The organism is Streptomyces sp. NPDC086077, from assembly GCF_040686175.1.
Lineage (GTDB): Bacteria > Actinomycetota > Actinomycetes > Streptomycetales > Streptomycetaceae > Streptomyces.
In genome coordinates this window covers 83,522-107,423 of sequence record NZ_JBFBJT010000006.1, presented here as the reverse complement: position 1 = coordinate 107,423, position 23,902 = coordinate 83,522, and the positions used below count along the sequence as shown (strand labels likewise).

19 protein-coding genes and 1 pseudogene are annotated in these 23,902 nt (G+C 70.5%); 12 read left to right on the top strand and 8 right to left on the bottom strand.

Features of this window, described 5'->3' with window-relative positions; all coding sequences use genetic code 11:
• Positions 1-29: 29 nt before the first annotated feature.
• Positions 30-3,716 (bottom strand): S8 family serine peptidase, encoded by a 3,687-nt coding sequence (locus tag AB0O67_RS03450; protein WP_365445371.1) that lies wholly within the window; start codon positions 3,714-3,716, stop codon positions 30-32.
• Between the two features lie 770 nt (positions 3,717-4,486).
• On the opposite strand from AB0O67_RS03450, the gene AB0O67_RS03445 reads away from it, so the two are divergent.
• From AB0O67_RS03445 to AB0O67_RS03430, 4 genes are read left to right on the top strand one after another with little or no spacing between them, the layout of a single operon-like run.
• Positions 4,487-5,467, top strand: a complete 981-nt coding sequence (locus tag AB0O67_RS03445; protein WP_365445368.1) for a GNAT family N-acetyltransferase — start codon at positions 4,487-4,489, stop codon at positions 5,465-5,467.
• The gene (locus tag AB0O67_RS03440; RefSeq protein WP_365445365.1) at positions 5,464-6,804 is read left to right on the top strand and encodes an ABC transporter substrate-binding protein; all 1,341 of its coding nucleotides are present in this window, start codon (positions 5,464-5,466) and stop codon (positions 6,802-6,804) included. Before AB0O67_RS03445 ends, AB0O67_RS03440 begins: the two co-directional genes overlap by 4 nt.
• The gene (locus tag AB0O67_RS03435) at positions 6,798-7,760 is read left to right on the top strand and encodes a sugar ABC transporter permease (RefSeq protein ID WP_365445362.1); all 963 of its coding nucleotides are present in this window, start codon (positions 6,798-6,800) and stop codon (positions 7,758-7,760) included. The genes AB0O67_RS03440 and AB0O67_RS03435 overlap by 7 nt, the downstream gene beginning before the upstream one ends.
• Positions 7,757-8,626, top strand: a complete 870-nt coding sequence (locus AB0O67_RS03430; protein ID WP_365445359.1) for a carbohydrate ABC transporter permease — start codon at positions 7,757-7,759, stop codon at positions 8,624-8,626. Before AB0O67_RS03435 ends, AB0O67_RS03430 begins: the two co-directional genes overlap by 4 nt.
• 69 nt (positions 8,627-8,695) lie before the next feature.
• Here AB0O67_RS03430 and AB0O67_RS03425 read toward each other — a convergent pair whose 3' ends face one another.
• Positions 8,696-11,494 (bottom strand): exo-beta-D-glucosaminidase, encoded by a 2,799-nt coding sequence (locus AB0O67_RS03425; RefSeq protein WP_365445356.1) that lies wholly within the window; start codon positions 11,492-11,494, stop codon positions 8,696-8,698.
• Positions 11,495-11,735: 241 nt separating this feature from the next.
• On the opposite strand from AB0O67_RS03425, the gene AB0O67_RS03420 reads away from it, so the two are divergent.
• The gene (locus tag AB0O67_RS03420; RefSeq protein ID WP_365445353.1) at positions 11,736-12,176 is read left to right on the top strand and encodes an Rrf2 family transcriptional regulator; all 441 of its coding nucleotides are present in this window, start codon (positions 11,736-11,738) and stop codon (positions 12,174-12,176) included.
• 141 nt (positions 12,177-12,317) lie between these two features.
• Positions 12,318-13,523, top strand: coding sequence for a globin domain-containing protein (locus AB0O67_RS03415; RefSeq protein ID WP_365445350.1), 1,206 nt, complete (start codon positions 12,318-12,320; stop codon positions 13,521-13,523).
• 600 nt (positions 13,524-14,123) lie between these two features.
• Here AB0O67_RS03415 and AB0O67_RS03410 read toward each other — a convergent pair.
• Positions 14,124-14,582: pseudogene (locus AB0O67_RS03410) on the bottom strand (alpha/beta hydrolase); the annotation flags it as partial.
• A 291-nt stretch (positions 14,583-14,873) separates the two neighbouring features.
• Between AB0O67_RS03410 and AB0O67_RS03405 the strand changes: the two are divergent.
• The 4 genes from AB0O67_RS03405 (at position 14,874) to AB0O67_RS03390 (ending at position 17,629) form a co-directional block, all read left to right on the top strand.
• Positions 14,874-15,407, top strand: a complete 534-nt coding sequence (locus AB0O67_RS03405; RefSeq protein WP_365445347.1) for a GNAT family N-acetyltransferase — start codon at positions 14,874-14,876, stop codon at positions 15,405-15,407.
• A gap of 239 nt (positions 15,408-15,646) precedes the next feature.
• Positions 15,647-16,288, top strand: coding sequence for a hypothetical protein (locus tag AB0O67_RS03400; protein WP_365445344.1), 642 nt, complete (start codon positions 15,647-15,649; stop codon positions 16,286-16,288).
• Positions 16,289-16,326: 38 nt separating this feature from the next.
• On the top strand, positions 16,327-16,938 hold the full coding sequence (locus AB0O67_RS03395) for a SigE family RNA polymerase sigma factor (RefSeq protein ID WP_365445341.1): 612 nt from the start codon (positions 16,327-16,329) through the stop codon (positions 16,936-16,938).
• Positions 16,931-17,629: a hypothetical protein gene (locus tag AB0O67_RS03390; protein ID WP_365445338.1), complete on the top strand. Its 699-nt coding sequence runs from the start codon at positions 16,931-16,933 to the stop codon at positions 17,627-17,629. The genes AB0O67_RS03395 and AB0O67_RS03390 overlap by 8 nt, the downstream gene beginning before the upstream one ends.
• On the opposite strand, the gene AB0O67_RS03385 is transcribed toward AB0O67_RS03390, so the two are convergent.
• The 5 genes from AB0O67_RS03385 to AB0O67_RS03365 all read right to left on the bottom strand — a co-directional run bounded on the left by AB0O67_RS03385 (position 17,562) and on the right by AB0O67_RS03365 (position 20,420).
• On the bottom strand, positions 17,562-18,059 hold the full coding sequence (locus AB0O67_RS03385; protein WP_365445335.1) for a hypothetical protein: 498 nt from the start codon (positions 18,057-18,059) through the stop codon (positions 17,562-17,564). The two genes, AB0O67_RS03390 and AB0O67_RS03385, sit on opposite strands and share 68 nt — an antisense overlap.
• A 45-nt stretch (positions 18,060-18,104) precedes the next feature.
• Positions 18,105-18,545, bottom strand: coding sequence for an ATP-binding protein (locus AB0O67_RS03380; protein WP_365445332.1), 441 nt, complete (start codon positions 18,543-18,545; stop codon positions 18,105-18,107).
• A 269-nt stretch (positions 18,546-18,814) separates the two neighbouring features.
• The gene (locus AB0O67_RS03375) at positions 18,815-19,015 is read right to left on the bottom strand and encodes a hypothetical protein (RefSeq protein ID WP_365445329.1); all 201 of its coding nucleotides are present in this window, start codon (positions 19,013-19,015) and stop codon (positions 18,815-18,817) included.
• A gap of 156 nt (positions 19,016-19,171) precedes the next feature.
• Complete coding sequence (locus AB0O67_RS03370) at positions 19,172-19,600, bottom strand: hypothetical protein (RefSeq protein ID WP_365445326.1); 429 nt, start codon at positions 19,598-19,600, stop codon at positions 19,172-19,174.
• A gap of 73 nt (positions 19,601-19,673) precedes the next feature.
• Positions 19,674-20,420: a calcium-binding protein gene (locus AB0O67_RS03365; RefSeq protein ID WP_365445323.1), complete on the bottom strand. Its 747-nt coding sequence runs from the start codon at positions 20,418-20,420 to the stop codon at positions 19,674-19,676.
• A 318-nt stretch (positions 20,421-20,738) separates the two neighbouring features.
• Between AB0O67_RS03365 and AB0O67_RS03360 the strand changes: the two genes are divergently transcribed.
• Together AB0O67_RS03360 and AB0O67_RS03355 are read left to right on the top strand one after the other, a co-directional pair.
• Positions 20,739-22,796 (top strand): SpoIIE family protein phosphatase, encoded by a 2,058-nt coding sequence (locus AB0O67_RS03360; protein WP_365445320.1) that lies wholly within the window; start codon positions 20,739-20,741, stop codon positions 22,794-22,796.
• A gap of 228 nt (positions 22,797-23,024) precedes the next feature.
• A complete protein-coding gene (locus AB0O67_RS03355) occupies positions 23,025-23,720 on the top strand; it encodes a YoaK family protein (protein WP_365445317.1) in 696 nt (231 codons plus the stop codon).
• Positions 23,721-23,902: the final 182 nt, after the last annotated feature.

Genomic DNA, 23,902 nt, shown 5'->3' with positions numbered 1-23,902 from the left:
CGCGGGATTTCCCGCGGAGGCGCGCTCACTCACCTACCGATCAAGTACGCCCGCTCCACGGTCTGCTGGACCGTGTTGCCCGCCTTGTCGGAGGCCGTGACCCGAAGGGTCACGTACCCGCCCTGCCGGTCGCCCGGCCGCTCGACGGTGGCGGTGAACCGGTTCTGGCCGCGGTCCTTGGTGCGGACCTGCCCCTTCCAGGTCCTGCCGTCGTCGAAGGACGCCTCGACCTTGAGCTGGACACCGAAGGGGGCGGCGAGCCCGTCCTGATGCCTGACGGTCAGGTCGATTTGGTGGCTCTTCCCGCCGTCGACCCGATTCCACAGGTCGGCCTCGACCCCGTAGTCGACCTGGAGGAGAGGCAGCAGCGTCTCCTCGGCCGCGGTGTCCGAGCGGAAGGTCCACGACGTGGCGGTCCGCGTGCCGGTCCGCCAGTAGTCGCTGAGACGCTCCGTCGCCAAGTCCAGCCGATAGTCGGCCTGGCCGGCGGGAACCGGGAAGTTCCCCCAGGCGGCGTCGGAACGGCCCACGACCTTGCCGTCACGGTGGAGGACAGCCGTCACCGTGTCACCCGCGGGGTAGGTCGGCTCGTCCATCGTTCCGGGCGATCCGGCCCTGCCGATGCCGCCCGACAGTCCGGGGGCCTGCTTGCGGGCCCAGTGGCCGGCCATCGCGTCCGTGTACTCCGGGATCGCCAGGCTCAGGACGTTGCCGGTGCGAACGGAGGGACTGCTCCAGCCACGCGGGATGGAGGGCCGGACAACGGCCTTGTACCACTCCTCCTTGGCTTTCTCCCCCGGCTCGTAGGTGCGGGGGGCGTCCCGCAGGCCCGACCGCATGGCGAAGTCCGCGTACGGGCTGGTGATGAAGTCGACGTGGTGCATCCACTCCGTGTCCCCGGAGGAGACGTACTCGGAGCGCGTCAGACCGGTCGGCACCGCGCGCGTGGTCTCCATGGTGACCTTCGCGAAGGGGCGCCAGCTGAAGCGCTGCTCGGCGGTCCAGTCCAGCGCGCTGTTGTCCGCGTAGGACGCCTTCACCTGCGCGGTGTTGCGGTCCGAGACGGTGTACGTCGCGTCCTGCGGGATCTGGTTCTTCCAGATCGCTCTGATGTCGTACAGGTAAGGGCTCTCGACCGTGCCGGAGACGTCGACGAGGGCCTTGTGCTTCTTCATGTACTGCAGCAGCTCAGCCCCGTCGGCCGCCGTCACCCGGACCACGGGGACGGCGGAGCGGGTGTCCGTCGGCTGCCAGCGGGTCCAGGCCACCAGCCCCTCGGGCAGGACGATCACGAGACCCTTGGCGCCGGCCCGCGCGGCCATCTCCGCGAGCTGGTACTCGCCCGAGGCGGTGTCGTCGCGCATCACGGCGAGCTTGCCTCGCACGGTGCCGGGCCGCAGGTCCGGGTTCTCGATGGTCCCCGCGTACACGGCGGTGAGCCGCTCGCCCTTCGGGTCGAACGGGGCGGAACGTGCCAGGTAGTACGGATCCAGGTCGAAGTCCGCGCCGCGGACCTCGGTCCTGAGGTCGGGAGCCGCCATTTCCCAGCGAGTGTTGAACTCGAACTCACCCTCGGTGACCTTGGACGTGGGGGTGACGTACAGGTCCACCGACCCGCCGCCGTCCTCGTAGTAGGTGGTCCGGGCCGCCGCCGCGCCGTCGATCTTCCGGTACGTCTGGAACGTCGCGTTGTTGCGCCGCTCGGCGGGCATGGGCGTGCGTACACGCACCGGTTTGGCCTTGCGCGCGTCCAGGGTCACGGTCGTGTCCCCGTCGACCTTCACCTCGGGCTCCACGGCGTGGATGAGCCGCGTGTCGCCGCCGCCGTGGTGCAGCAGCGTGCCGCCGAACTGGTAGGTGCCCTCCTCGACCTCGAAGACCAGGGGGTCCCAGCTGACGAACTGGACGTCCGTTTCTCCTCCGAAGACGTCCACGATGTTCCAGCCGGTTGCCTCACCGTCGGGGCCGTGGGACTCGATGGTGACCTTGTGCATGGGCCCACGGACGACCAGGCTGACGGTGGTGTGGACGGAAACCCCGTCGGACGACGTGGCGGTGACGTAGCCGTAGTAGGAACCGCGGCCCGCCTTGACCGGGTCGACGCCGACCGGAACCTCGGTGGTCGCCCCCGGGGCGACCCGGACGGTGCCCGCTCCCAGCGTCAGTCCCTGGGCGGGCAGTTCCCTGCCGCCGTTGGTGGCCAACGCGGCGCGCAGGTTCAGCGAGACCTCGGCGTCGGTGTGGTTCGTGTAGCGGATCACCCCGGCCCGCTCCGTCGGAGAGCCGTCCCTGCCGAACGGGCCCATCGTGATCGTGCCGGTGGCGGTGACGGGTGCGGAGAAGGCCGCCTTGACGTCGACGCGGCCGCCGCCCTGCTGGGTCGGCACCTGGCCGGACACCGTACGGGACGTGCTGATCAGCGCGTCCTTGAGCTGCTGCCCGGTCCAGTCGGGGTGTTGCCCGGCAAGCAGCGCCGCGGCACCGGCCACGTGCGGCGTCGCCATGGACGTACCGTCCGCGGCGACGTAGTGGTCGTCGATCGGGGCGCCCATGGTCGTACCGGCGGCGCGCGCGGCGACGATGCCGACGCCCGGAGCCGTGATGTCCGGCTTGACGGCCTTGTCGCCGACACGCGGGCCGCGGCTGGAGAACGAGGCCAGCGAGTCGTCACGGTCGACGGCGCCGACGGTGAGGGCGGCATCGGCCGCGCCGGGCGACCCGACCGTCATCTCGCCCTGCCCGCCGCTGTTTCCGGCGGCGACGACGAAGAGCGCGCCGCTGCTGCGGGAGATCTCGTTGACGGCGAGGCTCATGGGGTCGGTGCCGTCGGTCTGCATGTCCGCGCCCAGGCTCATGTTGATGACCCTGGCGCCCCGGGCCGCGGCCCACTCCATGCCCGCGACGACCTGGGACTCGGTGCCGTAGCCGTCGTCGCCGAGGACCTTGCCCACCAGCAGGTCGGCGCCGGGGGCGACGCCCTTGCGCAGGCCGTCCGAGGCGGCGCCGCTGCCCGCGGCGGTGGCGGCGACGTGTGTGCCGTGCCCGAAGTGGTCCTTGGTCGAGCCGCTGCCGGAGAAGTCCTCGGCCTCGGAGACGCGGCCGGCGAGGTCGGGGTGCGTCTGGTCGGCACCGGTGTCGAGGACCGCGACCTTGACGCCCTCGCCGTGGTAACCGGCGGCCCATGCGGCCGGTGCGTTGATCTGCGCGGTGCTGCGATCCAGCGTCGGACGCACCTTGTGGTCCAGCCAGATCTTCGGGGTGGCCGCCACCGCCCTCGCGACGGACGCGTCCGTCGCCGGTGCGAGCTGCTTCCAGAAGGCGGCCAGGTCCTGGTCCGCGACGCTCAGTGCCTGGGCGTCGATGCTCTTCAGGTGCCGCGGCTCGCCTGACCCCTCGTGGAACTCCGCGAGCGCGTCCACCCGTTCGGCCGCTGCACGCGCCGAACCCTTGGGAGCGGACACGATCAGGGGCAGGGCGTCGGCGTGCGCCTCGTCGTACCCCTGGGCGATGAGAGCGCCGACATCGAAGAGCCCCGCGTCCAGCCGCTCGCTGCGGACCAGGGGCGCCGCGTCGGACGGCAGGACGGTCAGGCCGCCGTCGCTTTCGGTCACCTGGAAGAAGACGTCCTCGCGCCCCGGCGCGCGCCGTACCGAGGCGGTCTTCCTGCCGTCCGGCGCGTCGCTGACGGTGACCACGTCACCGGTGATCAACCGCACGGTGCTCGTGCGATCGCCGGATGCCGGCGTGGGAGTGTCGGCCCCCGGCGGAGACTGGGCGGCAACGGGCGTGATCGCGCCCGTCGCCACTACGGCCGACATCGATATCACCGCCCAAAGGCGGATGCGTCTCATGGGTGGTTACAGCCTCTCTTGTCATTTCCCGGCATCGGAATCAGGGCGGCACCGACCGGCCTGTGACACAGGGGACTTGCGGGACGAGCGGCAGCCGGCCACGACATCGGGGGACTGCCGGGCTCGAGGCGAGGCGGTGCCGCCCCGGTCGGCCTCAGGTGGCGGCGCTGCCGGTCAGGCCTGCGCGGAGTCCGGGCCGGACGCAGCCGTGCGGGCCGTGCTCGGTCCCTCACCGGCGGCCGGCGTCCATCCTGTCGCTCTCCACGCCAGCAGGCGGTTCGGTGCCATGCGCAAAAGCCCTTCGTCAACCGGGGTTCACAACCTGTCCGAGATCATGCGCCCCGCCACCTGGCGTGTCACCGTTCTCCAGGTGGCACGAATGCGCCATGTCAAAACTGCGACAACCGTCGCCGCCAGGTGGTTGCGCGCAGCCCCAACTCCTGTCGACCACGCCCAGCCACGCCGCCCTGGGCGGGGCCCGCTGGTGGATAATTGCGCAATTACTGGACATCCCAGTAAATTTCAGCCTTGACTTCGAGATGTCACTGACAGACGGGCAACGGATGACAACGGACGACCGCGTCGCGGTGACGACCCGGATCACACCGGCGGCGCACCAGGAAGGACCCCCGCCGATGACCGATCGCACCACGACATCCCGGGCCGACATCCGTGGCTTTCGCGCCGGCGACGGACCGCAGGTGGTGGAGGTGTGGCGGCGCAGCGCGCCGGCCGACGCCGTCACTGCGGACCGCTTCCGTTCCCTGGTGCTGCTCGACGCCAACTTCGATCCGGAGGGTCTTCGGGTCGCCGTCGAAGGGGACCGTGTCGTCGGTGCCGCCTACGCGGTGCGCCGTCTGACGCCGATGACGGGCACCGACCTGGAGCCGCAGCAGGGCTGGATCCCGTTCTTCTTCGTCGACCCGGCCGTTCGCAGGCGGGGCCTCGGCCGCCGGCTCCTGGCCGACGCCCTCGACTGGCTGCACGGCCACGGCCGCACCCGGGTGGACTTCTCCTCGTACACCCCCAACTACGTTCTGCCCGGCCTGGACGCCGAGACGTACCCGGAAGCGGCCCTGCTCCTGGAGTCCCTGGGCTTTCGCACGCTGTACGAGGCGGAGGCGATGGACCGCGTCCTGGTGGGCTATCGCTTCCCCCAGGACGTCGCGCGCCGCGTCGAGGAACTGACGGCGCAGGGCTACCGGTTCGCCACCCCGTCCGACGACGACCTGGTGGACCTGTTCGCGCTCGCCGGCAGCCACTTCGGTCCGGACTGGGCGTGCACGATCCGCGCCTGTCTGGCCGCCGGCACGTCGCTCGACCGGATCGTCGTCGTCCGGGACCCTTCGGGCCGCCTGGTCGGCTGGGCGATGCACGGCGCGTTCGACGCGGTGGACGAGCGGTTCGGCCCGATCGGCGTGCTGGAGGAGATGCGCGGCACCGGACTCGGCGAGATCCTCCTGCACCTGATCCTGGAGAGGATGCGGGCGCGCCGCGCGCACTGCGCGTGGTTCCTGTGGACCGGCGCGCAGTCCCCGGCAGGCCACATGTACCGCAAGACCGGCTTCACCACGACCCGCGTGTTCCGCGTGATGCGCCGCGAGGCCGCTGGATGACGCCGGCCCACCGCACCAGCGGCCTGAGCCGCCGCCACTTCGCGCTTGCGCTCCCCTCGGCACTGCTCGCCTCGGGATGCGCCGCGCCGCATCAGGGCACCGGGCGGCCCGGGGACCCGGTCGTCCTCACCCTGCTGACCCACTACGCAAGCGGGGTGCTCAAGGAGGCCCTGCAGGGACCGGTCGACGAGTGGAACGCCGGCCACGACCGGGTCAAGGTGCAGACGAAGGCCGTGGAGTTCACCGACCTGCTGACCACGTTCATGGTCCGGCAGGCCGCGGGCCAGGGCGCCGACATCCTCCACCCGTACTGCTTGTGGAACGGCCAACTGGTCCAGGCCGGCGTCCTGCGGCCCGCACCGCGGGAGCACGCCGAGGAGATCACACGCGGCTACAGCGAAGCCGCGGTCGACGCCGCCTCGGTGGGCGGCCAGGTCTACGGCTATCCCACCGAGGTGCAGACGTACGCCCTCTACTACAACAAACGGCTGCTGCGCGAAGCCGGCGTCGACGGCCCGCCACGCACCTGGCGGGAGCTGGAGGAAACCGCCTACCGCACCGCCAGGCGTGACCGCTACGGCAACACCCTGGTCCAGGGCTTCGGGCTGTCGACCGTCGACGACTCCACCACGGTCGGCCAGACACTCGCCCTGCTCAACGCCGCCGGCGGCATGTTCGTCTCCGAGGACGGCAGGAGCACCGCCATCGACTCGCCGGCCGGACGGGCCGTGCTGGAGCTGGAGCACCGCCTCGTCGTCGGAGGTGCCAGCGCCCCCGGCGTCAACGTCTACAAGGCGTTCCGGTCCGGGCAGGTGGCCATGGTGGTCAGCGCCGGCTGGTGGACCGGCAGCCTCAAATCCCTCATGGGCAAGGACTACCGCGACGTCGGCGTCGCGCCGCTGCCCCTCCCCGAGGCGGACGGCAAGCGTGCCACGCTCTCCACCGGATTCATGCTGGGGGTCAACGCGGACAGCAAGCACCCGCGCGCGGCCTGGGAGTTCCTGCGCTGGCTCAACACCGAGAAGGTGAACGTCGAAGGCGCCCAGGGGGGCGGGAGAGCGACCCGGATGAGCTCCCTGCAGGTCTCGGCCGGTTCCCTGACGGGCCGCGCCGACGACATGCGCACGCTCCTGGGCGCGCACAGTGACGCGAACCTGCGCCCGTTCGTGGACGCGCTGGCGTATTCGGTGCCGGAACCGAACGTGCCCGGCGCACAACAGGCCAAATCGCTGCTGCGCAAGAACGTCGAGGCGCTGTGGACCGGTCAGCAGACGGTCGACGAGGCTCTGCGCACCACCCGCCGTCAGGTCGACCGAGAGGTGTCACGCTCATGGTGAACGCGCTGACGCCGGCCACGACCGAGCGGGCGGCACCCAGCACGCGCTCCGCCTCGCCCGCCGTCGACGGCCACGCCCGGGCCCGGCGCCGCCAGGCCGTCGTCGCCTATCTCTTCCTCGCGCCGACGTTGCTGTTCTTCGCCGTCTTCCTGCTCCTGCCGCTCGGTTTCGCCCTGCTGCTGTCGATGTCCCGCTGGGCCGGGTTCGACCTCGGCGGTATCGAACCGGTCGGCACGGACAACTTCACGGGCCTCTTCGCGCAGGGGTCGACGTTCCTGGCACCGATCCTCACCAACACGCTGCTGTTCGCCCTGGGCACCGTGGTCCTCTCGCTCGCCGGCTCGGTGGTCGTCGCCACCTGCATCGACAACCTGCGGTTCCAAGGTCTGTGGCGCACGCTCTACTTCCTGCCGATCGTCACGACCGTCGTCGCCGTCGGCAACGTGTGGAAGTACATGTACGAGCCGGGCGGCCTCGTCAACGGCGTGCTCAACTCCCTCGGGCTCGGCTCCGTTGCCTTCCTCCAGGACCCGGACACCGCGCTGCCCTCGGTCGTGGTCGTCCATGCCTGGGCCTCGGTCGGCTCCGCGATCCTCGTCCTGACTGCCGGGCTGAAGTCCATTCCCGAGTCGTACTACGAGGCCGCGGCGCTCGACGGCGCCGGGCCGGTCACCGTGTTCTGGACGATCACGCTTCCACTGCTGCGGCCGTCCCTGCTGCTCGTGTGCGTCACCCAGTTCATCAGCGGCCTGCAGTCGTTCGCGCTGATCACCGTGATGACCAAGGGCGGGCCGGGCGACGCGACCAACGTGGCTGCCCTGGAGATGTACCGGCAGGCCTTCTCGTACGGCCAGTGGGGCCCTGCGAGCGCCGCCGCCTTCGTGCTCTTCGTGGTGGTCCTCGTGGTCACCCTGGCGCAGTTGTGGATCTTCCGACGCAGGGAGGAGGACGTATGATCCGCCGCCGTTTCCCGTGGTTGTCGTACCTGGTGGTCGTGACGGGCGCCGTGCTCACGGTGGTTCCGTTCCTCGACATGGTGATGACGTCGTTCAAGGGAGCCGGTGAGGCCGGCACGCTGCCGTACCGGTTCCTGCCCAAGGCGTTCGACCTGTCGAACTACCGGGCGGCGATCGACCAGCTCGATCTGCCGGTCCTCTTCCGCAACAGCGTCGTCGCGACCCTCGTGATCACCGGCTCGGTGCTGATCACGTCATCGCTCGCCGGCTACGCGCTCGCCAAACTCCGCTTCCCCGGCCGGAACCTGATCTTCCGGCTCGTGCTGTCGACGATGATGTTCCCCCCGTTCCTCTTCTTCATCCCGCACTTCCTGATCCTGGTGCACTGGCCGCTCGCGGGCGGCAACGACCTGTTCGGGCGCGGCGGCGCGGGCCTGACCGTCAGCATCGCGGCGCTCGCCATGCCGTTCCTCGTCAACGGCTTCGGCATCTTCCTGATGCGCCAGTTCATGGTCTCGATCCCGGACGAGGTCCTGGAGGCCGCGCGCATCGACGGTGCCGGCGAGTTCGCCGTGTGGTGGCGGATCGTCGTACCGCAGACCAGGCCGGTCGTGCTGACGCTCGGTCTGCTGACCTTCGTCCAGGCGTGGAACGAGTACATCTGGGCGCTGCTCATCTCGACCGCCAATCCGGACGTGATGACCATGCCCGTCGGCATCCAGTTCCTGCAGGACTACGTGGACCCGACCCGAACGATGCCGATCGTCATGGCCGGTCTCGTCCTGAGCATCCTGCCGGTCCTGATCCTCTTCCTGCTGCTGCAGAAGTACTACATCCGCGGTGTGATGCTCAGCGGCCTCAAGTAGGAAGCACGGCGTCGTGCCCTGCCGACTGGCGCAGGACCCCGTGCCTCTCGGGGTCCTGCTGTCGCCTCGTCAGCTGGACGGGACGGTGACGGCCCGGGCGTTCCATCCGGAGACACGCACGCGCGGGGCGCGGTCCGGGTCGGCTGTCCGGTGGGAGGCCACCAGAGTCGCCGATTCGCCGGGCCACAGGCTGATCTGGTTGTCGTTCCATCGGACGGGCAATGCGGGAGTCCTCCCGTCCGCCGACATCAGGTCGACGTCGGTGAGCAGAGCGGGGGCTTTCGTGGTGCCCGGGTGGCGCAGGGTCACGGTCGTCGTCGACGTGCCGGCTCTGGTGTCCGTCGTGGTGGCTGTCACGTCCAGGGCGACCTGAGGCATCGCGTTCAGTCCCGTCAGGTCGGCGTAGGAGGTGGTGGGGGTGTAGTACCAGTCAGCTTTGGCGTAGTCGAGGACATCGTTGCGGGTGGAGAGCCAGTAGACGTTGCGGCTCAGTTCCCGGCCGTTGGTGTCGGTGAGCACCAGTCGGGCCAGGTAGGTCTTCGCCAGGCCGGGCACCCTGGCCGGGAGGGCCGGCGAGGTGGTCGTCACGCCGCGGGCCTCGACGTCGACACCGCTCACGGTGCGGTCGTACTTCACGGCCCCGTCGGGGTTGAAGAGCGTGACCCGGGCGTTCAGCCCCGTGACGGCGGTCGCGCGGTTGTTGACGACGCTCACCCTGCGGTTGTCGTAGCCGTACTGGATGTGGAGGGGTTCGTTGGCCTTCTTCGCGCCGAAGTAGGACCCGTTCTGGTCGAGATAACGGTCGATGAGCTGCCAGTGGAGGGAGGTCCAGCCGCTGTTGAGCATCCAGTAGATGACGCCGGTCGCCGGGGCGGAGGCGTCCTTGGCGTTGCGGGAGTACGCCTCGAACTGCGCCCGGACGTTCTCGTACTGGGCGAGCTGGGCCTTGCGTACGTAGTCGCCGAGATCCTTCGGGCGTCCGTAGCGGCCGGCGAGCGCGGCGTTGTACAGCTTCAGTGTCGAGAACGTGGCTGAGGGAGAGCGGTGGTACTGGGGAGCCGAGGGCTGCTTCCAGAGGGTCTCCAGCTCGGCCGGGGTCAGCATCCGCCGCAGTGTGTCGAGCGTGGGGATGCTGGGGCCGGCGCTGGTCTCGGAGTTGAAGCCGGTGGCTCCTCCCTCGCGCTTGTCGTACCAGTAGCCGGGCGGAACCCAGTCGTAGGGGCCGGTCATCCGCATCCCGGAGCGGCCGGTGACGGGGGTCGGCTTCCCGGAGGCGGAAGGGATCACGGGCACCTTCCAGTCGGCCGCCCGCAGCGCTTTGAGGTATCCCGACTCGATCTTGGCGTTGGGCGCCGCGTCACTGCCGATCAGGAACGAGATCACGCTGGGGTGGTCGCGCAGCCGGGCCGCCTCGGCCGCCATCGACGCCTGGGCGACCGCGTGGTCGGCGGCGTCCCACTTCTCCCCGGACTCCGCGGGGTTGACCTCCCCTTCCCACTTGTTGCAGCACTCCCAGCCGGCGATCGTGAGGATCCCGTACCGGTCGGCGAGGTCGAAGAACTCGTCGGGCTCCAGGTGGCCTTCCAGGCGCAGTGTGTTCAGGCCCAGGTCACGGACGTACTGGAGGCGGTCCTCGACGTAGGTGGGGTCCCAGCGCAGGAACTCGTCGGGGGACCAGCCGGCGCCCTTGATCAGCAGCGGGCGGCCGTTGATCCGGTACTGGCGCGCGCCGTCGGCATTGATCGGTGCCTGCACGTCGCGGATGCCGAAGGTGGTGTGTGCGGTGTCGGAGGTGACCCCGTCGACCGTCACGGCCAGGTCGAGGTCGTACAGGGGCTGCTTGCCCATCCCGGCGGGCCACCATACGCGGGGCGAGGGCACATGGAGTGCGGGGTGGTCGGCGGGAGAGTAGACCACGGTCCGGCTCTCCCCGGGCTTCAGAGTCACCTGCCGGCCGAGGGCCGCGGGCCCCGCCTTGCCGGAGAGGCGCGCCGTGACGGTGTCGGGTGAGTCGTTGCGCAGGCGGGCCTTGACGGTCAGGTCGGCGGAGGCCAGCGACGGCACGGCCAGGTCGGTGACGACGTGGGCGTCGCGGAGGACCACGGGGCCGCTGCGGCGGACGACGACGTCGCGCACGATGCCCATGTTCCCGTCCGGCGGTGGCTGCAGCCAGTCCAGCCAGCCCACGGTGAGGTGCTTGCGCGGGTCGTTGGGCTGGATCCGGAAGGCGACCGTGTTGGTGCCCGGCCTGACCAGCGCGGTGATGTCCAGCTCGTGTCGGGTGTAGGTCCCGGCGACCGTGCTCGCCGTCGCGATGCGACGGCCGTTGACGAAGACGTCGGCGGCGGAGGTCACCCCGCTGAAGTCGAGATACGTGCGACCTGCCCCGCTGTCCTCGACCGAGAAGTCGGACCGGAACCACCAGGGGACCGTGAAGTCGGCGGCAGGGATCCGCTTCTGGTTGGTGGAGTGGAACGGGTCGGGGTGGACGCCGGCCACCAGCAGGGCGGCGAGGACGGTGGAGCGGGGGCCGGCCTGGTACCAGTCCTTCGTCCGATAGCCGGGGCTGGACACGTCGGCCGCCGGGTCCTGCACGGAGGCGGTCGACTGGATCATGAACCCGGCCAGCGCCCTGTTGGAGTCAGGACCGACGGTGACCACGGCGGGGGCCGGCGTACCGGTCGCCGCCTGGCCGGTGAAGCCGGCCGGGGTGAGGGCGGGGGCCAGGAAGACCAGCAGGCCGAGGAGGGCCGAGACGAGGAACCGGCCGGGTACCCGAGCCCGGCGGCGTGACGGGCCACCGGCCGGGACGGGCCGGAGCGGGTAACCAGAGCGGCACGGCGACACCCGGCCCAGCTGTTGAGACATGGCACTCAGCATGGTGCCGAAGCCTTGCCGGGCGACGCTCCACATGCCGCGCGTCGCCCGATCGCAGCAACCGGGGCGGCCGGCTGGGAGTAATGACGCGGCTCAGGTGTGGCGAAGCCCCCAGACCGACCGACCGCCTCCTACGCGCTCACAACACCTCGCCCGCCCCGCCGGCGGCGAGACGAGTGTCACTCCCCCGCCAAATACGCATCGGGGATGCAACATTGCTAGCGTGTGGCTCGTGAGACTGACCAGGTACACGGACCTCGCACTCCGGGCGGTGATGCGCCTTGCCGTCGTGGACGACGAGGAGTTGCTGACCACACGGCAGATCGCCGCCTCGATGAATGTCCCCTACACGCACATGGCCAAGGCCATCGCGCAGCTGCAGAGACTGGGGGTGATCGAGGCACGTCGCGGACGTAACGGCGGGCTCTCACTCACCGACACGGGCCGCCGTACGCGCGTGGGCGATCTGGTCAGGACCCTGGAGGGGCACCGGGAAGCCGTGGTCTGCGAGGGGGACGCCCCCTGCCCCCTCGCGGGTGCCTGCCGACTGCGACGGGCACTACTGGAGGCGCAGGAGGCTTTCTACTCCTCACTGAACGGCGTGACCGTGGCCGATCTGGTGACGGCGCCGACGGGGCCCGTACTGCTGTCGCTGGGCGCTCCCCCGGACTGACCGACCCCGGCCGCCGGCGGCGCCGTAGCCCCCCGACCGTCTCACACCATCGCAACGACGACCGTCGCACAGGCCCTGCGCGACCAAAAATACGCATTTTGAATACCAGTTAAAGCCAACACCGAAAGAGGAGAGTGCCTGATGCTTTCTGCGCAGTCGGAGCCCATTGTCCGGGCGACGCTTCCCGTGGTCGGAGCCTCACTGACGTCGATCACGGCCCGGTTCTACGAGCGCCTGTTCGAAGACCACCCTGAACTGCTGCGGAACCTCTTCAACCGCACCAACCAGGTCACCGGCTCCCAGCGCGAGGCCCTGGCCGGTTCGGTGGCCGCCTTCGCCACCATGCTGGTGGAACGGCCCGACGAGCGCCCGGACGCCCTCCTGTCGCGCATCGCCCACAAGCACGTCTCGCTGGGCATCACCGCCGACCAGTACACCTTGGTCGGACGCCACCTGCTCGGCGCGGTCGCCGAGGTCCTCGGTGAGGCCGTCACCACCGAGGTCGCCGCCGCCTGGGACGAGGTCTACTGGCTGATGGCCAACGCCCTGATCGCCATCGAGGCCCGCCTGTACGCCCAGGCCGGCGTCGAGAACGGTGACGTATGGCAGCGTATGAAGATCACCGAGCGGCACCAGGAGTCCGACGACGCCGTCTCCCTGGTCCTGCGCCGGACCGACGGCCGTCCCGCCACACCCTTCCGGCCCGGCCAGTACGTCAGCGTTCGTGTCGCCCTGCCCGACGGTGCCCACCAGATCCGCCAGTACAGCCTGTCCACCGCCCCCGGCCAGAAGACCTGGCGCATCACCGTCAAGCGTGAGCGCGACGCCGACGGCAGGGTCCCGGACGGGGAGGTCTCGTCATGGCTGCACGCCCACGCCGAGGTCGGAGACCCCTTGGAGGTCTCGCTGCCGGCGGGTGACCTCGTCCTGCCCGACACCGGCTCCCCGCTCTTCCTCGCGTCCGCGGGCATCGGCATCACCCCGATGCTGTCGATGCTCGACCACCTCGCTCTCACCTCCTCCACGCGCCCCGTCACCGTCGTCCACGCCGACCGTACGCCGCGCGACCACGTGCACCGTCACGAGCAGGCCGATCTCGTCGACCGCCTGGCCAACGCCGACTTGCACCTGTGGTACGAGAACGACCACCACCACTCCCCCGCCGCCAACGTCTTCGCCGGCCGGGCCTCGCTCGACCACCTCACCCCCGACGCCGGCACCGCCGCCTATCTCTGCGGGCCGCTGCCCTTCATGCGCGCTGTGCGCGGCGAGCTGCTGGCCAAGGGCATACACCCCTCCGCCATCCACTACGAGGTCTTCGGCCCAGACCTCTGGCTCAGCAAGTAGGGACGGATCGGGCGGCGTCGTCCACCCGCCCCGCCCGTGGAACCTGTGGACACCTGAGCTCTCAGCCCGGTTCCGTCTTCTCGGGTTCGGTCGCCACGACAGTGACTGTCGGGCCGTCCGATCCGACGGCGGCCAGGAACTCGCGTTCCGGGTCAGCTGTGTCGGTGACGTCCAGGGCCCGGCACCCGAAGCCGCGCGCGAGGGCGGCGATGTCGAGGCCGGGCAGGTCAAGGCCAGGAACTCCGGGCGTTTCCTCAAGTGCGGCGAAGGACCCCGCGGGCGCGGCATCGGCCTCGGCCGGAGGCGCTCGCTGCCCTCGCCGACGTTCTCCGTGAGGAACTCGATCGAGAGTGTGGGGTCGCCGAGGACACTACTCACGGTGCGCCTCCGGTCTCGGCTCCGGCCGCGCCGCCGGCAGCATCAGCGACCGCGATTCGCTTGCGATCGCCACCGTCGGCCGAGGAGGACGACAGCCGCACCTGTGGTCACGGACGCGGCGGATATGCCGCCGAGAAGGACGGCGTGCGTGGTCCGCCGCCCGGAGCCGGTATCGGCGAGGGACCTGCCCGAAGAATCGTCAGCGGTCATCGAGGGGCCGACGGTCTGTGCGGCCTGCTCGATCAGGCGGGTGACCGCGCCCGGCTGGGACACCGCGACGGCGTGGGACGCCTTGACCTCGACGGTGTGCGCATGGGCGCGCCGGGCCATGAAACGTTGCGAGGCCGGCGGGATGTTGCGGTCCTCGGTGGTGACCAGGGTCCAGGCGGGGATCGTCTTCCAGGCGGCCTCGGTGGCCTTGTCCTGCAGGGCCGAGGCGGCCACGGGACGCTGAGTGGCGGCCATCAGGTCGGTGACCGACCTGGGCACGTCGGCGGCGAACTGGTCGTGGAACTTCTCGTCCTTGATGTACTGGTCGGTACCGGTGCCACCGCCGGGAAGGGGGAACGGCACGTTCTTGAGGGCGCTCCCGAGAGTGCTCCCGGGGAACTTGCTGGACAGTTCCAGAGCACTTTCTCCCACCGCCGGGCTGAAGGCGGCGACGTAGACCAGCGCCTTGACCCCGCCGGGGCAGCGCACAGGAGGGCGACGGCGAATCCAGCCACCGCACCGTGAAGACGCCGTGTGCGGCGTCGTATGCCATGGACCGCGCTCATGCCGTTCTGGCCTTCCGTCGGGCTCTACGGCAACACGCTTCACGCGTCCGTGGCGCCGAGCCAGCTCACGCGATGCAATCGGGTGAACAGGATCACGCAAGCGGAGATGCTGGTCACTGCGGACACCGGGCTGTGCGGTGCACCGCCAGGACAACTGATTACCCATGAGGCCGTCGACTTCGGCAGGATGGGCGCCATGATCGAGATCCGGACCCCCCGCCTCATCCTCCGCCGCTGGCACGACGACGACCTCGTGCCCATGGCCGAGATCAACGCCGATCAGCAAGTCATGCGCTGGATCGGCGACGGCTCGACGCGCAGCCTGGAGCAGACGGCGCAGGACATCGAGCAGTGGGAGGAGGAATGGGACGAGGAAGGCTTCGGCCTCTTCGCCGTCGAACTGCTGGCCTCGGGTGAACTGGCCGGACTCACGGGACTGTCCGTGCCCGAGTTCCTGCCCGAGGTTCTGCCCGCCGTGGCGATCAGTTGGCAGTTCGGCTCACAGTTCTGGGGCCAGGGATACGCATCCGAAGCTGCCCACGCCACACTGGAGTTCGCCCTCCAGGACCGCGGCCTCGACCGCGTCATCAGCATCAACCGCATCGGCAACGACGCCTCCGAGAACGTGATCCACAAGCTCGGAATGACACCCGTCCGCGACACCACCCACCCGGAATGCGGCTTCCCGCTGCGCGTGCACCACATCGACCTCACCGAGTTCCACGCCTGAACACGCCCGAACCCGCCGCACCGCGGTTTGTGGCGCACCGACGCCCTCGGACTCGCTCGGGCCCTCCTGCGGTCCAGGCACTCCGGCCACTCCTCGCACGCGACCCTGGCTCCGGTCCGCCCTCCGACTTCGAGTCCGACTCCGTGGAAAAAATCCCTCCGTTGCGACATAGGTGCAGGGGTCGTCTGGCGTCTGAGACGTGTAGCCATTCACCGAGCGGACGGATCAGCGGAGGATTCATGAGGATGAACAGGGTCGTCATGGCGGCGGTCGTGACGGCGGCGTTGGCGGCCGGGACGGGCACGGCTCTCGCCGGGGGCGGCCAGGCCTCCGGCGGTGCCGACGCGGAAGGCCTGACCGTCGCGGCGGGCACGGCGGCCGAGGGCCGCCAGGAACAGGCGGGGGCGGCAACGCCCGCGCGCGCCGACGTTTCTACCACCGGTCCGCGGGTCGTGCGCCCGTACCAGCCGGTGGAGATCGGTCAGGGGGCGAAAATGGGACTCCTGCCCAAGGGCAAGCAGAACTACGTGGTGGCGTGGAACGACTTCGAGGAGGCCGTTCAGCAGGCCAAGAGCCTCGTCGGTGACGACATCCGCCCCAACAGCCTCAGCGGCGGGATGGGCATCGACGGGGACGACGTACTGTTCACCGGCGCCTTCCGCACCGACGAGGTACCGGCGCGCATCACCCTGCGCCTCGGCACCGGCGCCGAGGTGGAGGCCGGCATGCTGAGACTGCCCGGCAGGCCGGGCTGGGGCACGTACTTCCACGACGCGGCCGGCACCGGCAGGCCACAGGGGACGGTCACGGTCACCGCGTACGGCGCGGACGGCTCGGTCCTCGCCGACCTGACGTACGACGCCTCGCCCGCAAGCCGCTGACGCCCTTTCCGCACGCCTGGAGCTGAGGTCACGCCGTCGTGCCGTCCCGCGTTGCGGGCGCCGGCACGACGGTGTGGCCCGGACCGGCGGCGGCCAACCCGAGGACTCGATTGAAGACGAGCACGGAGGCGGAGTTCCGGGCGTTCATGGTCAGCCGCTGGCCCCGTATGCTGCGCACCGCGCACCTGCTGACGGGGCAACACCACGACGCGGAGGACCTGGTCCAGACAGCCCTCGCCAAGGCCTACGTGAAGTGGGAACGCATACGGCGCACGGACGATCCCGACGCCTACGTCTGGCGAATCATGATCAATATCAATGTGGACCGGCTGCGCCGGATGAAGGGCCGTGAATGGCTGACGACGCGGTTCCCGGAGCCGGAGGCCCCGGACCACACCGACGGCTTCGCCGAGCGCAGCGCGGTACTCGACGCGCTCTCCCGGCTTCCGCCGAAACAGCGAGCGGTCACCGTGCTGCGGTATCTGGAGGACCGCAGCGAGAGCGAGGTCGCGCGACTGCTCGGCACCACCGTCGGCACGGTGCGCAGCCATACGGCCCGAGCACTGAAGAAGCTTCGCGAACACGCGGTCATGTCCGAACCGGCCACACTCGGCCGTGGCCGCGGCACGAGAGGGAGCGGTCGTGACTGACGACCAGCGACTCGGCGAACTCCTCCGCCACGAGGCGGACACGTTCCCCACCAGCCCCGCCCCGGTCGACCACGTCGTGCGCAGGGGCCGCGTCGCACGCCGCCGCCGTACCGTCGTCGCGACCGGCGCCGTCACCGCGGTGGTCGCGCTCACGGCCGTGGGCCTGACGGACCTGGCCCGGACTCGGCCGACGCCTCCGACGGCCACGGCCACGGCCACGGCGACACCCCGCCCCGCTCCGTCACCGGAACCCCGGGGCCCTCGCACCGTCTCCCCGTACACGCCCGTGGACATCGGCCACGGCCACCGGATGGCGCTGCTCCCGGAGGGGCGGCAGAACTTCGTGGTGAGCAACGGCGACATCAGTGCCGCCATCGAACAAGCCAGGGACTCCATCGGCGACAGCCTCGGCCCCGACAGCCTCAGCTCAGGCCTCGACGTGGGCGACGGGCCGCCTCTGTACTTCGGAGCCTTCCGCGCCAGAACTCCACCCGCGTGGATAGAACTCGTCTTCGACTCCGGACTCCGCCGGACCGCCACGGCACTGACGTTGCCCGGGGATACGGGATGGGGCACGTACTACGCCTTCTCCGACGCCTCGACCGTGGACACCGACTACACGGTCAGGGCGTACGGAAAGGACGGTGAAGTGCTCCTGGAACAACGCTTCGAGGAGGTGGCCGGCCCCTGAAGGCCCTCGTGTGACTGCCGGCTCGCCTCGCTACCGGCATCAGGGCATCGTCCTCACCGCCGGCCGGCGGTATCGCCGGCTCGGTGCGGCGGGGCCAGAGCGGGACCTCGTAGCCGGTCGTGGCCAGGATCGTGGGACGTTCCGCGCCGGTGTGCAGGAGGGTGAGGCGCTGTTCGAAGGTGCCGGCGGAGTGGTCGGCGTGGTCCACGGGGCGCGCAACCGCCGGACGATGTCGTCGTCGTGCGTGCGTCGCGTCCAATCCATCCGCGGACGAGCACGGCCGGGTCCCGTGCGTGGGGGATCCGTCTCCCCGGGGCGAGGGAGACGGCGACAGGGAAGACGGTCGAGACGGGGCACACGCGGGGCCCGTCGGCAGTTGAGGCCCCGTAGAAGGACCTTGCCGCCGGATCGGCGGCGAGAGCCCGTTCATCTCCCGTGGACGAGACACCCTGCCGCGTCCCCCCAACCCCCGCCCTCACCCTTCGCCCTCTGTGCCGGCCCGGGCAGACGCGGGCGGCGGCTGGAAGCAGGCGGTGACGTCCTTGCCACGAGGGCAAGGGTGGGCCTGCAAGTCATCGGCGAGGGCATCGACCAGGAGCAGCCCGCGCCCTCCGAGCGCCCCATCGTCCGAACCGCGTTGTTCGGGGAGCCGACTCGACGCGTCGTGCACGGTCACGTGCAGGCATTCCGTGTCCCAGGTGAGGATGAGCTGCGCCGTGCTGCGGGCATGCACGTGCGCGTTGGTCACCAGTTCCGACACGGCCAGCACCACCGAGTCCACCAGATCCGGTGCCGTCCGCTCCCAGTCGAGCGCCGCCAGATGCGTCCGCGTCCAGTCCCTTGCCGCCTTCACTCCGCTGCTGACAGGCAGCGAACGCGCCCATCCCACTGCCCTGAGCGATGAGTCCTGCGCCACTGTCTCTCCTTCGGCCGGTCACCGTGCTCATCTCGTCTTCCCGGCAATCCGCGAACACAACATGGCGGCGGGGCCGCGGCCCGAAGACCGTCGAGGCCGGCAGCAGCGAGGCCCCCGGCGTGTGCCGCGTACCGCCCGTGCTTGTCGTGCGCTTTGATCTGCGAAGGAGCCGCCGCGCCGCGCAGGGCGCCGGCGCGGCAACGGAACGTCGACGGAGCCCGCGGCATGACTGAGGAAGAGTCCGGTACCCACCACTGGCTGTTCGGCGATCAGCTCGGCCCCCATTTCGTCGATCCTGCGCGCGGCGGCCCGCATCGGGACGCGCCGGTGCCGTTCGACGAGACCGACCGGCACGTGGCGGAGACGGCGCTGAACACCGCGCAGACGCGTTCGGAGGTCCTCTCGAAGGCTTCCAGCGCACTGCTGTCCACGCTGAACGTGCCGCGCTGCATGGAAATGGCTGCTTCCATGGCCGCGGAGCATCTCGCCGAAGCCGCCGTCCTCGTCGCCCCGCCCCAGGGGCGCGGCCACCAGATCTCCTACGCCCGTCAGGGCGGCCCCGTGACGGAGACGATCCGGAGGGTCGATGTCGCCACCGTGCCGGGCCTGGCCGAGGCACTGCAGGGCTATCCCCCTGTCCCGGCCCGCTGGATCGACCCGGCCGCCATTCCCGACTGGGTGATCCCGGACGGTTTCGCCGGGCCGGTCGGCTCGGTGATCGTCACCCCGCTTCCCGGACACGGGGTGCCTGCACCCGCACGGGCAGCCCGGCGAATGTGGCGCCCCCCCCCGGCCCGCACGGCGTCCTCGGCCGCCTGCCGTTCGCCGCCCGGCACGTCGGCCTTGACGACCAGCGCGGCCTCGGCAGCGGTGCCCTGCTCGGCGAGCGACCGCCGCACTGCCGCGTCACCTATCGCTCCCGAGTACGCGGTGAGCGCGGCCAGCACGGCCGTCGTCAGCGCAACGGTCAGCAGCGCGGCGGCGAGGAGCGCGCGATACACCCACGCCCGCAGCGCGATGTCGCGTAGATGGTGTTCGGCGCCGCGACGATGCACAAGAACATTGTGGAACCGACTTCGGTCGCCTTCCGATCTCGGTGTGCGGGCCACGAGGGCCGGTGCGGGAAAGCTACTTGGCGTCCACGTACGCCCCGGCGTTGGCCGCCGCGGCGGTGGTCGACGAGCCCCAGAACCGGAAGCGCCAGTAGCCGTCGGCCGTGGCCCTGACGGTTGTCCTGAGGAAGCCCTTGCTGTCCGCCTTGATGACCTTGACCGTTGTGAAGCTGCCCGAGTTCTCGGCGCGGAACTGCACCCGCACAGGCTGACCGCCGAAGGCGACGTACTTCTGCCGCTCCCAGTCCGCCCGGATGAGGTCGCCGCTGAGGACGACGGGGTAGCCCTTCTTCACCGACGTCGGAAAGGCGTGAGTGGTGACCTTGGCGATGCGCAGCACCTGGGCCGTGGCCGCCTGGTCGAGGGTTCGGTGGTCCCCGTCCTGAGCGTACGCGGAGACCCGGACACGCCAGGTGCCCGCGTCGGCGTTGGTCAGCCCCTCGCGCCTCGGCTCGATCTCGGACCCGGCGACGCACGGGCTCCGGTCGCAGTGCGCACCGGCCCCGCCGGTGAGGGCGGTCCGCTTGTCGAAGCTCGTCCCCCGCCACAGCCACGCCTCGACGCTGCGCAGGCCTGAGTTGTCGGAGGCGCTGATCCTGTAGCCGAAGAACCTGCCGCCGGTGCCGACGGGGATGCCCTTGCCGCCGTTGACGACGACGTTGGTGATCTTCGTGTTGCCGCGCCCCTCGTCGGCGTGGGCGCCGGGTGCGGTGAGAGTCGCCAATGCGGCGGTGGTGCCCAGCACGGCGACTACGGGTCTCATACGCATGTGTCCTCACACGGGGAAACAGTGGGTGTCCTCCAGTGGACTTCCGGGCAACGGGTCAGACCATCGGCCCCCGCAGGAGGTTGCCCCGGGATCGGCAACCGACGGCAGGTGACCACAGACCGTCCCGCGGCGGGCTGGTCCTTTACTTCGAAACCCTGGGGCGTCCCCGCGGGGCCCTTGACGGTCCGCCGCGCCGACGCGTGGGGTGCGGCCCCGGTGGCGCGGCGGCGTGGTCGGCGGGTTAACTGGCCTATGTCGAGGAGAAATGAGGTGGATCATGCCTCATGCACAACGACATCGGCGGGCCACACCATGACGGGCACCACCGACGGGTCCGCCGCGGCCGAGATCTTCGAGACGGCCCTGTTCCGCCAGGCGCGGGCGGGTCTTGAGGTCTACGACCTGGACCTGCGCGTGCTGCGGTCCAACGCGGCGGCTCTGGCCATGCGTGGCCAACCGGAGGAAGAGGTGCTCGGGGCGGAGTTGAGGACTATGGACTCCGGGATCCCGGTCTGGCCGATCATGGATCAGGTCGTGCGGGACGGCAGTCCGGTCGTCGACCAGCGGGTGCCCGGCCGCCCGAGCGACGACCCCCACCACCGGCACGTGTACGCCGTCAGCGGCTTCCTGCTGCACGACGGGGACCAGGCGATCGGCGCGGCCGCCATGGTCCACGACATCACCGAACAGGTCCGCAAGCAGGACGAACTCGATCTCCTGAACGTCGCCCGTTCCCAGATCGGCACCTCCCTCGACGCACTGCGGACGGCCCAGGAGCTCGCCGACATGGCCGTCCCCCGCTTCGCGGACGGCGTCTCGGTCGACCTGCTGGAATCCGTTCTCGCCGGTGACGCGCCGATCGGGCCGGTGAGCACCCTGCTGCCGATGCGGCGGGCAGCGTTCCGGGCCAAGGACGGCGGGTACGGTGCCTACCCGGTGGGCGGGGCCAGTTCCTTCACCTCCCCCACGCCCTACACGCAGGCGCTCGCCGATCTGCGTCCACGACTGGTGGACTCCGTCCGCTCGGCCGACGGCTGGCTGGACCACGACTCGCTGCGGGCCGAGTTCCTCACCCGGGCGGGAGTGCACTCACTGATCGTGGCACCGCTCACCGTCCACGGGCTGTTGCTCGGCCTGGTCAGCTACTACCGGGAGGGTTCTCGCTCGGACACCTTCGACGAGGAGGACCTGGCGCTGGCGACCCAGCTGACGGCGTGCACCGCGCTGTGCGTCGACAACGCCCGTCGCTTCACCCGCGAGCGCACGGTCAATACCGCGCTGCAACGCAGCCTCCTGCCGCGCACCCCGCCCGAGGTGACGGCCGTGGAGCCCTCGCACTGCTACGTGCCCGGACGCTACGGGGCCCACTGGTTCGACGTCCTCGAGCTCCCCAGCTGCCGCGTCGGACTGGTCATCGGATACGTTCCGGGCGAGGATCTCCACGCCTCGGTGGCGATGGGCCGCCTGCGCACCGCGGTCTCCACGCTGGCCGAGATGGACCTGCCACCGGACGAACTGCTGGCGCACCTCGACGACGCCACCCAGCGCCTGGCACGCGAACAGGACGACGACCCGGTGACACTCCACCAGGCACGGCCCCCCTTCAGCGCCACCTGCGCGTACCTGGTCTACGACCCGGTCAGCCAGCAGTGCACGGCAGCATCGGCCGGCCATCCGGCCCCGCTGATCACCAGCCCCGAGGGCGTGGTGAGCCAGCTCGACGTGCCCGTCGGTCCCGCACTCGGCCGCGGGATCCCCTACGAGTCGTCCACCACGGACATCAAGGTCGACAGCCTGCTCTCTCTCTACTCCGACGGCAGCGCGGAGCGCCACCCGGCCGAGGCGGACGACCGGCTGCGCGGGCTGTGGGAGGTGGTGAACGACGTCTCGGCCCGTCCCGCGGAGATCTGCGACGCGGCCGCGTACAAGGTCCTGCGCACGATCCCGCAGGACGGAGCGGCGCTCCTCCTGGCCAGGACCCGGCGCCTGGATCCCGGACACGTCGCGTACTGGACCTTCCCCGCGCAGCCCTCCTCGGTCGGCGAGGCGCGGCGCGCGGCACGGGAGCGGCTGGCGCACTGGGGGCTGGAGGAGGAGGCCGCCGTGATGGAACTCGTCGTCAGCGAACTGACGACCAACGTCGTCACCCACGCCCAGGGACCCATCCGGCTCCGGCTGATCCTCGACCGGACGCTGACCGTCGAGGTGTCCGACGACGCGGACACCGCGCCCCACCTGAGGCATGCGCGACTGCAGGACGAAGGCGGACGGGGCCTGTTCCTCGTCGCCTCCCTCGCCGGCCGCTGGGGCACGCGCTACGGGGACAGCGGCAAGACGATCTGGGCCGAACAGCAATTGGTCGAGCCCTAGCGGCGACTCGGGCGATCGGCGCGCGGGCGGCAGCCGCATCCTCGGAGCAGCTCGGCCCGGTCGGTCGGGAGACAGGCGGCCACGGCGTGTCCGGGCTCCGCATGCCGTGCGTTCCGCCGCTCCGGTGAGAATCTGGTCGCTCCCACACAAGCGCCGTCCTCCACGGACCGCCCGCCCTGCCTGCCACGCGGGGGGACAAGCCTTGACCAGTCACGCACGAACGGGCCGATGAACACCTCCCACGACGCCGCACCGACCCAGGTCCTGGACCTCACGGGGCAGGTGCTCCTCACCACGACGGCTGGATGTGTGAACACCGTCGGGTACCTGGCCCTCGGCGGTGTCTTCACCAGTGTGATGACCGCCAATCTGGCCCTGCTGGGCCTCGCATCGGGCGTCGGTGACCCTTCCGTCGCGCGGCTCGCGGCCTTGGCGATCCTCGCATACTGGGCGGGCACGGCGGTCGGCAGCAAGGTTGCCGTGAGTTCTTTCCGTCGGCGCCCGGACGCGATGGGTCTGAAAGGCGCGCTGGCCGTCGAGACCCTTGTCCTGTGGTCGGTGTCGGTGACCTGGATGATCGTGGACGGCGAGCCGGGGAGCGTCCAGCGGGCAGTCCTGCTCGCCGCCAGCGCGCTGGCCATGGGCTGCCAGGGTGGCGGGGTCCGCGTGGCGACCAGGGGCGCCGCCAGCACCTCTTACCTGACCGGCGCGATGACCAGCGTGATCGCGGAGCTGGTGCAGAACCGGCGGTTCGACAGAAACGTCGCGCTGATCATCGTCTGTATGCCCGTCGGGGCCGCCCTCGGGGGCATGGCCATCCGATGGGCTCGCCTCACCGCACCGGGCATCGCCGCGCTGCTGGCCACGGTTGCGCTTCTCCTGGTCGCCCGCCGGTCGGGACGCCGATCCAGCCGGCGCCCCTGACCGCGACGCACGGTCAAGAGCTCTGCCCGCTCGGGCGCGGGGACTCGCACACATCCGCTCCGACAGGAACCCGGGCGCAGACGCCCTTACGGGGTGTGCGCCCGGGGCAGTGCACTGTCGCCCAGGCCGAGTCGGTACCTGATCAGACGTCGCGGCTGTGCCAAGTACATCTGTCTTCCGAA